Below are 11,469 nucleotides of genomic sequence, written 5' to 3' on the forward strand. Positions count from 1 at the left end.
ATGCGCAAGCAGAGCGCCTTTCAGGCAGGTTCGATATGGCGCAGCAACAGGCGTGGTGTCTCGCGTCCCTGCCAGTCGTTGACGATCAGCTCGTAGGCCGCCCGCAGCCGTGGCGGCGGTGGTTGGCCATGGTAGGCATTGAACATCACCGCATCGTGCAGCGTCCCGTCGCGCGGGTCACGCAGTTGCAGGCGCAGGTGAGTCGCGCCCATCACCTTCCAGCCCGCGCACTCGAACAGGTTGTCGAACAGCGGTTCGGGAAAGGCCTGCCCCCACGGCCCGGCCTGGCGCAGCTGGCGCGCCAGCTCCAGCGAGGCGGCGCCGGGCGGCAGCTCGCCGTCGGTATACAGCAGCGCCTGCAGGCGTTCCGGCGCGATCAGTTCAGTCGCGATCGCGTCGAACGCGGCGGCAAAGCGCGGGTAGTCGGTCGCCTTCAGGCTCAACCCGGCCGCCATCGCATGGCCGCCGAAGCGCTCGATCAGCCCCGGCTGGCGCGCATCGATGGCCGCGAGGGCATCGCGAATATGGAAACCGGCGATCGATCGCGCGGAACCGCGCAGATGCTCCGGGTCGTCCTCGCTGGCCGGCGCAAAGGCGATCACCGGGCGGTGCAGCCGTTCCTTGAGCTTCGAGGCCACCAGGCCGACCACGCCGGCATGCCACGAGGGCTCGTACAGGGCGACACCCACCGCCTCGATGTGGTCCAGGCCCGCGGCCATCACCTCGGCTTCAGCCACCATCCCGGCCTGCAGCTCGCGCCGTTCGCGGTTGATGCCGTCGAGCCGTTCGGCAAGGTGTCGCGCCTGTTCGACATCGTCGGTGAGCAGGCATTCCACGCCCAGCCGCATGTCTTCCAGACGACCGGCCGCATTCAGGCGCGGACCGACGCTGAAGCCGAGATCGCCGGAGCACACAGTCGCCGGGCTGCGCTTGGCCGCCTCGACCAGGGCTAGAATGCCGGCGCAGGCGCGGCCGCTGCGGATACGCTGCAGGCCCGCCTCGACCAGTACCCGGTTGTTGAAATCCAGTGGCACCAGGTCGGCCACGGTACCCAGGGCGACAAGGTCGAGCAGGCACGACAGATCTGGCTCGACGCGCGGGCTGGCGCCCTGCTCCCGCATCTTCGCGCGCAGGCCCAGCAGCAGGTAGAACATCACGCCCACGCCGGCCAGCATCTTGCTGGAAAACAGGTCGCCAGGCAGGTTCGGGTTGACCATCGCGTCGCAGTCCGGCAGTTGCTCCCCGGGCAGGTGGTGATCGGTGACGATGACGCGGATGCCGCGCGCCTTCGCCGCAGCCACGCCAGCCACGCTGGCCACGCCGTTGTCCACGGTGACGATCAGTTGCGGTGTCGGTTGCAGCGATTCCACCAGCGCCGGACTCAGGCCGTAACCGTGCACGAAGCGATTCGGTATGGCGTAGCTCACCCGGCGCGCGCCGAGCAGGCGCAGTCCGCGCACGGCCACGGCGGTGCCGGTGGCGCCATCGCAGTCGTAGTCGCCGGCGACCACGATGCTCCAGTCGGCGCGGATTGCTTCCAGCAACAGCGTCACGGCGGCATCGATGCCACCCAGTGTCTGTGGCGACAGCATGCGCGCCAGCCGGTGTTCCACCTCGGCCGGCACCAGCACGCCACGTGCTGCATAGACCTGGCGCAATACCGGATGCACCGAGTCAGGCCAGTTGCCGGGCGTGCTCCTGCCTTCGCGTCGGCGCAGTTGCAACATGCTCAAGGTTTTCCCCCGCGCCAGAAGCGCCAGCGATGCCACGGCCGATGCAGCCAGCGTTCACCGCTGGCGAAATGCAACTGCAGCGGATGACGTTCGAACAGCGGCTGCAATGATGGCCACCAAGCGGCAGCGATCTCGCTGGCCGGCAGATCCTGCAGGTCGATCAGCCACCCCGGGCCCGCCGCCGCTACCGTTTGTGGCGCACGCGCGAGTTGCGCGACATCGGCGCGTGCCGCCAGCGCGCGCAGGAGCAAGTCGTCACTGATGACACCATCCAGCGCGCTTCGCATCGAATCCGGCAGGCGACCGCCACCCCACAGCCACAGGCTGTTCACCGGTGCCAACCCGCGGGCACGGCGTTGGGCATTCAAGGGATGCTGGTGCAGCAGAACCTGGACTTCGTTGAGCAGGATGCGCCACGGGCGCCCTTCTGCGCCAGCCGGCAAATGCTGCGACAAGTCTTCGCCCATCGCCTGTTCCGGAGCGTCGAACCTCGGCGGCGCAAGACCTGGCGGCAGTTGCACGTGCCAGCGATCTGGCGTGGAAACGAGCAATTGCATGCCAGCGTCAACGAAGACGGGTTGGAGCGGCTCGGCCAGCGCCTGCGCCTCGGCCATGTCCAGTTGCAGCTGGCCGCAGGCCAGCAGGCGGGCACCGGTCATGTCCGGTTGCACCCAGGCCGGGTCGGCCGACAGCCAGCAGGTGTCGGCCGCATCGCCCACCAGGTATTCGCGCGTGATCGCCGCCGCCGGCAGGTTCGCATCGACGCCGACGAAGGATTCGCCGAGCCCCTCCAGGTAGCCGGTTGCGCCGTCATCCAGACGGTCGGTCCGCTGCAGACGTTCAAGCAGCGGGTGACGCGAGTCGAATGAGCGCCGTGCCGGCAGCCACAGATGCAGCAGCGGTCCGGAACGCGGGCTCATGACGCTGCCGGCGATTCCATTTGCTCGACCAGTTCCAGCCATTCGGTTTCCAGCGCCTCCTTTTCGCCACGCAACTCGGCCTGAAGCTGCCCCAGCCGCATCATCTCGCTGGTCGGGCCGTTGTAGGTGGCGGGATCGGCCAGCTTCGCCTCGAGTGCAAGCAGTTCGGCGTCGAGCGTCGCGGTACGCGTCTCGATCCGTTTCACCCGCTGGCGCGAACCTTTTTCCTGTTCGCGCCGAGCCGCGGCCTGGCGCCGGCGCTCCTCGGGCGAGGTTTCCGGGATGACCTTGATCGGTGCCGGAGCGACCGCCTTCGCCGCTCGCTTGTTCGCACTGCCACGACTCTTCAGCCAGCGCGCGTAGTCGTCCAGGTCGCCATCGAAGCTTTCCACGATGCCGTCGGCGACCCGCCAGAAACTGTCGCAGACCATGCCAAGCAGATGGCGATCGTGCGAGACCAGTACCAGCGCGCCGTCGAAGTCGGCCAGGGCATCGGCCAGCGCCTCGCGCATGTCCAGGTCGAGATGGTTGGTCGGTTCGTCCAGCAGCAGCAGGTTGGGCTTGTCCCAGGCGATCAGCGCCAGCGCCAGGCGGGCGCGTTCGCCACCGGAAAAACCGTCCACCGACTCGAATGCGCGATCGCCGGCGAAATTCCAGGTGCCGAGGAAATCGCGCATCGCCTGGGTCGCCGCGCCGGGTGCCCGGTCCATCAGGTGATCGAGCGGGCTGGCGCCTTCGCGCAGGCTTTCCACGGTGTGCTGGGCGAAGTAGCCGATCTTCAGGTCCTTGTGCGCCTTGCGCTCGCCGCCGAACGGTTCCAGCTCGCCGACCAGAGTCTTGACCAGGGTGGATTTGCCGGCGCCGTTGGGGCCGAGCAGGCCGATCCGTTCGCCGGCCTCGATGCTGAAGCGCACGTCGGCCAGCACGATGTTTGCCACCTCGCCGCCGACATCGCGCGCCGAGGGGTCGGCCTGATAGCCGGCCGTGATGTCTTCCAGCTGCACCATCGAATCGGGCAATCGCTCCGGCTTGGCGAAGTGGAAGCTGAAAGGGCGCTCCGCGCGCACCGCCTCGGTACCGGCCAGCTTTTCCAGCCGCTTCATGCGCGATTGCGCCTGCTTGGCCTTGGTCGCCTTGGCCTTGAAGCGATCGATGAACGACTGCAGGTGGGCACGCTCGGCCTGCTCGCGTTCGTGCGAGATCTGCTGCTGACGCAACTGCTCGGCGCGCAGGCGCTCGAAGGCGCTGTAGTTGCCGGTGTAGAGCTTGGCCTTGCCGTCGTCGAGGTGCAGGGTGTGGGTGATCACCCCGTCGAGGAATTCGCGGTCATGCGAGATGATCAGCAAGGTGCCCTGGTAGCGACGCAGCCATTCTTCCAGCCACAGCACGGCGTCCAGGTCCAGGTGGTTGGTCGGCTCGTCCAGCAGCAGCAGGTCGGACGGGCACATCAGTGCACGTGCCAGGTTCAGCCGCCCGCGCCAGCCACCGGAGAACTCCTGCACCGCGCGTTCGTGCGTCTCCGGGGCAAACCCCAGGCCGTGCATCAGGCGACCGGCACGGGCGCGCCCGTCGTAGCCGTTCAGTTCCTCGATACGGTGGTGCGCCTTCGCCATCGCGTCCATGTCGCCACGCTCGCCGGCCTCGGCTTCGGCGTTGATCGCCGCCGCCAGTTCCTCGTCGCCGCCCAGCACGTAGTCGATCGCTGCGTCCGGCAAGGCCGGGGTCTCCTGCGCCACCGAGGCCAGCCGCAACTTGCCGGACATCTCCAGCTCGCCGGCATCGCTGTCCAGGTTGCCCTGCAGCGCGGCGAACAGGCTGGATTTGCCACAGCCGTTGCGCCCGATCACACCCAGCCGCCAACCGCTCTGGATCACCAGATCGATGTCCGAAAGCAACAAGCGGCTGCCGCGGCGCAGGGCGAAATGTCGAAAGGAAATCATGAGGGGAACACATCCGGACCGGGCAAGCGCGCACCCGCAGCCGCCCATGATAGCGGTGATGACGCTATTCTCGCCCCATCGGCGGTTGCGGGCCGCATGTGCGACGAATGCCCAATCCATCGCAATCGACGCAGCCCGGCATGGCGTAACATGGCCGGGTCTGCTAAAACGACGCCGCATACAGCCTTGTCTGGAGAGGGGAGCCATGGTCAAGTTCAAGAACAGTTTGCCGATTGTCGCCATGATGATCGCCGCCGCCGGTTTTGCCGTGGCACCGGCGACACATGCTGCCCAATCGACGCATGGCGACAGCCTGCTGATCCATCGCGTGCAGCAGGAACAGGGGATGAACCTGCCCCGTCGCGGCCTGAGCATGAGCCAGGTGGAGAAGACCTGGGGCGCACCGCAGCGCAAGCTGTCGCCGCGTGGCGGCGATACCGCGAAGCACCCGGTGATCAACCGCTGGGACTACGCCAATTTCATCGTGTATTTCGAGCGCAACCACGTCATCCACTCCGTGCTGAACACGCCGGCAGGCAACAACACCGATCCCTCCGCCGTCCACTGATCCGGCCGCATGTCGACGCGGTCCGTGGCGACGCGGGCCGCGTTTTTATGTGCAGGGGGCCTGGCCTTTACACTTGGCGACCTGTTCCCGCGCGAGAGCAATTTCATGACCGATCTATCGTTGCGCCTGCCGGCGGAATGGGAACCGCAGGCGGCGATCCTGATCGCCTGGCCGCATGCCGAAACCGACTGGGCCGAGCGGCTGACATCGGTGGAAACCACCTACGTGGCCCTGGCCGCCGCCGTGACGCGCTTCCAGCCACTGGTTGTGGTGGTGGCCGACGACGCGCTGCAGCGGCATGTCGCGAGCCTGCTGGAAGTGGCCGGCGTCAATCCCGCGCACGTGCGCTTCGTCGCCCTGCCCTACGACGACACCTGGCTGCGCGACTCCGGCCCGGTCACGCTGAAGGCGGCTGACGGGAAATCCCAGCTCACCGACTTCCGCTTCACCGGCTGGGGCGGCAAGTTCGGCGCCGAGCAGGACGATGCACTCGTCTCCGGACTGGTGGCTGCCGGCATCTTCGGCCACGCGACGCACAAGCGGATCGACTGGGCGCTGGAAGGCGGTGGCATCGAAAGCGATGGCGCCGGCACCGTGCTGACGACCTGGCGCTGCCTGGCGCAACGACACCCGGAACAGTCGCGCGACGAGATGAGCACGATCCTGCGCGACAGCCTGCACGCGTCGCGCATCCTGTGGCTGGACCACGGCTACCTCGAAGGCGACGACACCGACGCGCACATCGACACCCTGGCGCGCTTTGCGCCGGACGATCGCATCGTGTTCCAGGCTTGCGACGATGCCGTCGATCCGCACCACGACGAGTTGCAGCGGATGGCCACCGAGCTAGCCGCGTTGCGCACCAGGGACGGGCGACCGTACCAACTCCATCCCCTGCCCTGGCCGCGGCCGATCCTTGACGGAGGCCGCCGCCTGGCGGCCTCTTACGCGAACTATCTGATCGTCAACGGTGCCGTGCTGGTCCCTGCCTACGGCGATCCGGCCGACGCCGAGGCCGCTCGCATCATCGGCGTGGCCCATCCGGGCCGCGAGATCGTGCCGGTGCCCTGCCGCCCGCTGATCTGGCAGAACGGCAGCCTGCATTGCATCACCATGCAACTGCCCGCCGGGATCGCCTGAGGCGCAGTCTCATGGCTTGTTGTCGCTTTGCGCCGCCACCTTGCCATTGCCGAAAAAGCGCTCTCGCACCCGCTCCTCGTCGTGGAAGTGGGTGTACGGCTTGAGCAGGTCGTAACGGGTAATCATGCCGAGCAGGTGACGATCGTCGATGGACACCACGACCGGGATCCGGTCCAGCTTTTCCACCGCCATGCGCACCGCCACGCTGCGGCAGCTTTCGTCCGGAAACGCCACCACCGGGTCGACATCCAGGACGTCGGCAAGGATGCTGTTGTCATCGATATGGTTCTCGCGCCACTGGTTCAGCACCTGCCGGTTGACCACGTTCAACAACTTCCCGTCGGCATCGACCACTGGATAGGCGCGGTATTTTTGCTGCGCGTCGAAGTGGTTTGCGGCCAGCTCATGCACGCTGATGCTGCCGGGCACGCTGAGGATGCCGGTGGTCATCACTTCCTTGATCGCCATGTGTTCCAGCCGGTCCACCGAATATTCGCGAAACACGTCGCGGCCACGGCGCGCGATCTTCTCGGTCAGGATGGAACGTTTCATCAGGAATACGCTGACACCGTAAGCCACGATGCACGTCACCAGCAACGCGGGTAGTGCGGTGGCGTTACGCGTGAGTTCCAACGCGAACAATATCGAGGTGAAAGGCGAGCGCATGACCCCGGTCAACATGGCCACCATGCCCAGCAGCGGCCACAGCAGCGGTTGCGATCCCGGGAAAAACATCGCCTCCAGGCCGCCCAGACCAGCACCCAGAGCCAACAGGGGCGCCAGGATGCCGCCTGACGTGCCCGAGCTCAGGTAGATGACCCACATCAGCGATTTGACGATCATGAAAACCACGATCGCGCTGCCCACCATCTGGCCGGTCAGCAGCTTGTCGATGACGCCATAACCCACGCCCAGCGCTTGCGGTTCCAGCCAACCGCCCAGGCCGACGGCAAGCGCGCCGATCGCCGGCCACCACATCCAGTGCACCGGCAATTTGTGAAACAGATCCTCGGATTTGTAGATCATGGCCGACAGCAAGGTGGCCAGCAATCCGCCGAATACCCCGCTGACCGCCGCCATGGCCAGGACAACGGTGTCCGGATGGAATGTAACGTCCAGTGCAAACAACGGCCCGGGGCCAATCAGGTACGGGCGCAAGCCCGCGGCCACGAAACAGGCAATGGCGACCGGGATCGTGCTGCGCGGGCGCAACTCGAACAGCAACAGCTCGACCGCCAGCAGCGTGGCTGCGATCGGCGTGTCAAAAGTTGCCGCCATACCTGCACAGGCACCAGCTACCAGCAGCGTGCGCCGTTCGATCGAGGTCAGGTAGAACACCTGCCCCATCAGCGAGCCAACCGCGCCGCCGGTCATGATGATCGGGCCTTCCGCACCGAACGGCCCACCGGTGCCAATGGCAATGGCCGACGCCAGCGGTTTCAGGATGGCCACCTTCAGCATCATCTTGCTCTTGCGGAACAGGATCGCCTCCAGCGCTTCGGGGATGCCGTGACCACGGATGCGTTCGGTACCGAAGCGAGCCATCAGGCCGATCAACAGGCCGCCCACCACCGGTGCCACCAGGATGACCCAGGTCGGCGCGCCCAGCACGGAAGGTGCGGTGAAATCGAACGACCACTGTCCGGCGAAGGCGAGGTGCGTCACCAGGCCGATCAACCGGTACAGCAGCCACGCGACCAGTGCGGCGGCAATCCCGACGAAAACCGCCATCAGCGACAGCTTGAGGATGCTGACGCTGGGCCGAAAATCGCTTTGGCTGAGGGTGTCCTGTTTCCAGCGCTGATAGGTGCGCTGAAGGAAGTGTCCGAACCGGCTCATGTTGCACTGTTCCCCATGGTGTTCGAACCCGAAGTACCGATGCCATGACGAGGCGACGACTGCCCGCGCGGATCAGATTAGCGGAATGGGCAACGGTTATCAGGTCATTTCTGCGCGCCTGCGCTGTGTGTCCGGGTGGACTGCGGCAATCCGCTCAAACCCATGGATCGCCAGCCTCGGCCAGCCAATCCCGCAGCAGCCCTGCCAGCGGGTTCGCCACCGGGCCGGAGGCGGTTCGCTACACTATGGCCCGACGCCACCGGCGGCAGGATTCGATGATGACCCGCAAGACCCTCAAGGTTGCCCTGCTGCAGGAAACCGACCGCGGCAGCCGCGACACCAATCTCGACGCGATCGAGGCCGGTCTGCGCGAAGCCGCGGCCGCCGGTGCCGAACTGGTGCTGTTGCAGGAACTGCACAACGGCCCGTACTTCTGCCAGCACGAGTCGGTGGAGGTGTTCGACCAGGCCGAGCGCATTCCCGGGCCCGGCACCGAACGGATCGGCAAGCTGGCCGAGGAGCTGAAGCTGGTGGTCGTCGCCTCCCTGTTCGAGCGCCGCGCGGCCGGGCTGTACCACAACACGGCCGTGGTGTTCGACCGCTCGGCGACGGTCGCCGGGGTCTACCGCAAGATGCACATCCCCGACGATCCGGCGTTCTACGAAAAGTTCTACTTCACCCCCGGCGACCTGGGCTTCGAGCCGATCGACACTTCGGTCGGTCGCCTCGGCGTGCTGGTGTGCTGGGACCAGTGGTATCCGGAAGCGGCGCGCCTGATGACACTGGCTGGCGCCGAGCTGCTGCTCTATCCCACCGCGATCGGTTGGGACCCGCACGACGCGCAGGCCGAAAAGGATCGCCAGCGCGACGCGTGGATCACCGTCCAGCGCGGCCACGCCGTGGCCAATGGGTTGCCCCTGCTCTCGTGCAATCGCACCGGGTTCGAGGCCGACCCGTCCGGCGTGGGCGCCGGGATCCGGTTCTGGGGCTCCAGCTTCGTGGCAGGACCGCAGGGCGAATTCCTGGCTCGGGCCGGTACCGACGGGCGCGAACTGCTGCTGGCGGACATCGATCTGGCGCGCAGTGAGCACGTGCGCCGGATCTGGCCCTTCCTGCGCGATCGACGCATCGACGCCTACGCCGACCTACTCAAACGCTTCCGTGACTGACGCCGCCGGCACTCGCTTGTTCCGCACGCGCGTCGCCCCCATCCATGGGTTTCTTCCGACGACCAGCGCACCGACCGCATGAGTGTTCCTGAAACCGAAGTCACCCCGTTGCCGGCCCTGGTCGGGCAGCCACTCGAGCATGTCCAGCGTGACGGCGTGGACTACGTGGTGCTGGGTACGGCCCATGTCTCGCGCAGCAGCAAGGAGGCGGTCGAGGCTTTGCTCGCCCACGAGCATTTCGATGCGGTCGCCGTGGAATTGTGCGAGAGCCGTGCCCAGGGCATGCGCGATCCCGAAGCGTTCAAGCAGATGGATCTGTTCCAGGTGATCCGCCAGGGCAAGGCCGGCATGGTTGCCGCAAGCCTGGTGCTGTCGACGTTCCAGAAGCGCCTGGCCGACCAGTCCGGCATCCAGCCCGGCGCCGAGATGAAGGCCGCGATGGATGGCGCCGACCAGCGCGGGTTGCCAGTCTGGCTGATCGATCGTGAAGTTGGCACTACGCTGAAGCGCGCCTGGCGCAGCGTCGGCTTCTGGCAGCGCTTCGGCCTGCTCGGTGGTCTGCTGGCCAGTGTGTTCGAACGTGAGGACATTGCGCAGGAAGAAGTCGAAAAACTCAAACAGAGCGACCTGCTGGAAAGCGCGTTCAGCGAATTCGCCAGCGGATCGAAACCGCTCTACGAAAGCCTGATCGGCGAGCGCGACGCCTTCATGGCCGCGCGCCTGCGCGAGGAAGCCACACGCCATGCGACAACCGACCCGCGTCGCGTACTGGTGGTCGTCGGCGCCGGTCACCTCAAGGGGCTGTGCACGTTGTTGCGCGAGCAGCAGGACGAGCCCGCGCTGAAAGTCGCCGAACTGGCGCAGACCCCGCCCAAGGCACGCTGGCCGAAATGGCTGGCTGCCGGTCTGGTGCTGCTGGTGTTCGCGGCGATTGCCTGGGCATTTCACAAGAATGCGACCCTGGGCACGCAGGCGCTGCTGGCCTGGGTGCTGTTCACGGGCGGCTTTGCCGCACTGGGCGCACTGGCTGCGGGCGGCCACCCGGTCAGCATCGTCGCCGCCTTCATCGCCGCACCGATCAAGCCGTTTCGCCCCGGCATTCCCGCCGGCGGCATCAGCGCCATGGCCGAGGCCTGGGTGCGACGCCCACGGGTGGCCGATTTCGACAGCCTTCGCGACGACATCGTGCACTGGAGCGGCTGGTGGAAGAACCGCGTCGCCCGCACCCTGCTCAACTTCATCCTGGTCAGCGTGGGCACCCTGATCGGCGAATACAGCGCCGGCTTCCATATCTTCAAAAGCCTGATCTGAAGCAATCCGGCGCAGGGTCGACACGCCACTGCGTGCTACGATTCGCGCCGCCGCGCACAGCCTTCGTCATGTGCGCCGGCCCCAGGCCTGGGTGGCGAAACCGGTATACGCAAGGGACTTAAAATCCCTCGGCCGCAAGGCCATGCGGGTTCGACCCCCGCCCCAGGCACCATCCCCGGATTATTCGCAACAAAAAACCCGCCAGCGGCGGGTTTTTCTTGGCTGACGGACAGCCGCTTGTGCAATGGAGGCCTAGGTCGGAATCGAACCGGCGTACGCGGATTTGCAGTCCGCTGCATGACCACTCTGCCACCAGGCCATTGCTTGATGCATCGCGATCAGCATGATCGCAGATTTCGAATAAAACAAAACCCCGGTGGGCCGAGGTTCTGCGCAAATCCTGGAGCGGGAAACGAGACTCGAACTCGCGACCCCGACCTTGGCAAGGTCGTGCTCTACCAACTGAGCTATTCCCGCATCGGAGCCGCGAAGCATAGCAGACCAGGCGCTCTTGTGAACAGCCTGAGCGGCGCTGGTGCACCACTGTTCGACGCGTTTGCAAGCGGCTGGCGGCGGAAACGACAAGGCCCTGAACAAATCAGGGCCCTGGGTGCAATCTGGAGCGGGAAACGAGACTCGAACTCGCGACCCCGACCTTGGCAAGGTCGTGCTCTACCAACTGAGCTATTCCCGCATCGGAGCCGCGCATTCTAATACGTGAATCAGTATCGTCAAGTCGCGATCCGACTCCCCCATTTCTCCGTGATCCTCAAGTCTCACCGAGTGATCCATCGCGTCGTGACTCGATGATCCCTCGCACCCTGCCTCGCACACCGGAAAGCTGGCCCT

8 protein-coding genes and 4 tRNA genes are annotated in these 11,469 nt (G+C 66.1%); 5 read left to right on the plus strand and 7 right to left on the minus strand.

What is annotated here, in order from left to right; all coding sequences use genetic code 11:
- Nucleotides 1–20: 20 nt before the first annotated feature.
- From recJ to abc-f, 3 genes are read right to left on the minus strand one after another with little or no spacing between them, the layout of a single operon-like run.
- Nucleotides 21–1,727 carry a single-stranded-DNA-specific exonuclease RecJ gene (recJ, locus tag B0E47_RS07805; protein ID WP_077513456.1) on the minus strand — a complete coding sequence of 569 codons (1,707 nt, stop codon included), beginning with the start codon at nucleotides 1,725–1,727 and terminating at the stop codon, nucleotides 21–23.
- A gap of 2 nt (nucleotides 1,728–1,729) precedes the next feature.
- Nucleotides 1,730–2,653 carry a phosphoglycerate mutase gene (locus B0E47_RS07810; protein ID WP_077513457.1) on the minus strand — a complete coding sequence of 308 codons (924 nt, stop codon included), beginning with the start codon at nucleotides 2,651–2,653 and terminating at the stop codon, nucleotides 1,730–1,732.
- Nucleotides 2,650–4,593: a ribosomal protection-like ABC-F family protein gene (gene abc-f / locus B0E47_RS07815; protein ID WP_077513458.1), complete on the minus strand. Its 1,944-nt coding sequence runs from the start codon at nucleotides 4,591–4,593 to the stop codon at nucleotides 2,650–2,652. Before abc-f ends, B0E47_RS07810 begins: the two co-directional genes overlap by 4 nt.
- 205 nt (nucleotides 4,594–4,798) lie before the next feature.
- Here abc-f and B0E47_RS07820 point away from each other — a divergent pair, with 205 nt between their 5' ends.
- Complete coding sequence (locus B0E47_RS07820; protein ID WP_077513459.1) at nucleotides 4,799–5,161, plus strand: hypothetical protein; 363 nt, start codon at nucleotides 4,799–4,801, stop codon at nucleotides 5,159–5,161.
- A gap of 105 nt (nucleotides 5,162–5,266) precedes the next feature.
- Complete coding sequence (locus B0E47_RS07825) at nucleotides 5,267–6,301, plus strand: agmatine deiminase family protein (RefSeq protein ID WP_077513460.1); 1,035 nt, start codon at nucleotides 5,267–5,269, stop codon at nucleotides 6,299–6,301.
- A gap of 9 nt (nucleotides 6,302–6,310) precedes the next feature.
- Here the strand turns inward: B0E47_RS07825 and B0E47_RS07830 are convergent, their stop codons facing one another.
- Nucleotides 6,311–8,140, minus strand: coding sequence for a chloride channel protein (locus B0E47_RS07830; RefSeq protein WP_077513461.1), 1,830 nt, complete (start codon nucleotides 8,138–8,140; stop codon nucleotides 6,311–6,313).
- Between the two features lie 278 nt (nucleotides 8,141–8,418).
- Here B0E47_RS07830 and B0E47_RS07835 point away from each other — a divergent pair, with 278 nt between their 5' ends.
- The 3 genes from B0E47_RS07835 (at nucleotide 8,419) to B0E47_RS07845 (ending at nucleotide 10,792) form a co-directional block, all read left to right on the plus strand.
- Nucleotides 8,419–9,309: a carbon-nitrogen hydrolase gene (locus B0E47_RS07835; RefSeq protein ID WP_077513756.1), complete on the plus strand. Its 891-nt coding sequence runs from the start codon at nucleotides 8,419–8,421 to the stop codon at nucleotides 9,307–9,309.
- Nucleotides 9,310–9,387: 78 nt separating this feature from the next.
- On the plus strand, nucleotides 9,388–10,620 hold the full coding sequence (locus B0E47_RS07840) for a TraB/GumN family protein (RefSeq protein ID WP_077513462.1): 1,233 nt from the start codon (nucleotides 9,388–9,390) through the stop codon (nucleotides 10,618–10,620).
- An 85-nt stretch (nucleotides 10,621–10,705) separates the two neighbouring features.
- Nucleotides 10,706–10,792 (plus strand) — tRNA-Leu (locus B0E47_RS07845).
- 73 nt (nucleotides 10,793–10,865) lie between these two features.
- Here the strand turns inward: B0E47_RS07845 and B0E47_RS07850 are convergent.
- The 3 genes from B0E47_RS07850 to B0E47_RS07860 all read right to left on the minus strand — a co-directional run bounded on the left by B0E47_RS07850 (nucleotide 10,866) and on the right by B0E47_RS07860 (nucleotide 11,314).
- Nucleotides 10,866–10,939: transfer RNA gene (locus B0E47_RS07850), tRNA-Cys, on the minus strand.
- Between the two features lie 82 nt (nucleotides 10,940–11,021).
- Nucleotides 11,022–11,097 (minus strand) — tRNA-Gly (locus B0E47_RS07855).
- Nucleotides 11,098–11,238: 141 nt separating this feature from the next.
- Nucleotides 11,239–11,314: transfer RNA gene (locus B0E47_RS07860), tRNA-Gly, on the minus strand.
- Between the last annotated feature and the right edge of the window lie 155 nt (nucleotides 11,315–11,469).

The organism is Rhodanobacter sp. B05 (genome assembly GCF_002001085.1).
GTDB lineage: Bacteria > Pseudomonadota > Gammaproteobacteria > Xanthomonadales > Rhodanobacteraceae > Rhodanobacter.

Excerpts from the sequence above, each read along its gene's own strand:
- abc-f (WP_077513458.1), bottom strand. The coding sequence starts at position 4,593 with ATGATTTCCTTTCGACATTTCGCCCTGCGCCGCGGCAGCCGCTTGTTG.
- B0E47_RS07835 (WP_077513756.1), top strand. The coding sequence starts at position 8,419 with ATGACCCGCAAGACCCTCAAGGTTGCCCTGCTGCAGGAAACCGACCGC.
- B0E47_RS07830 (WP_077513461.1), bottom strand. The coding sequence starts at position 8,140 with ATGAGCCGGTTCGGACACTTCCTTCAGCGCACCTATCAGCGCTGGAAA.
- B0E47_RS07820 (WP_077513459.1), top strand. The coding sequence starts at position 4,799 with ATGGTCAAGTTCAAGAACAGTTTGCCGATTGTCGCCATGATGATCGCC.
- B0E47_RS07825 (WP_077513460.1), top strand. The coding sequence starts at position 5,267 with ATGACCGATCTATCGTTGCGCCTGCCGGCGGAATGGGAACCGCAGGCG.
- B0E47_RS07810 (WP_077513457.1), bottom strand. The coding sequence starts at position 2,653 with ATGAGCCCGCGTTCCGGACCGCTGCTGCATCTGTGGCTGCCGGCACGG.
- B0E47_RS07840 (WP_077513462.1), top strand. The coding sequence starts at position 9,388 with ATGAGTGTTCCTGAAACCGAAGTCACCCCGTTGCCGGCCCTGGTCGGG.
- recJ (WP_077513456.1), bottom strand. The coding sequence starts at position 1,727 with ATGTTGCAACTGCGCCGACGCGAAGGCAGGAGCACGCCCGGCAACTGG.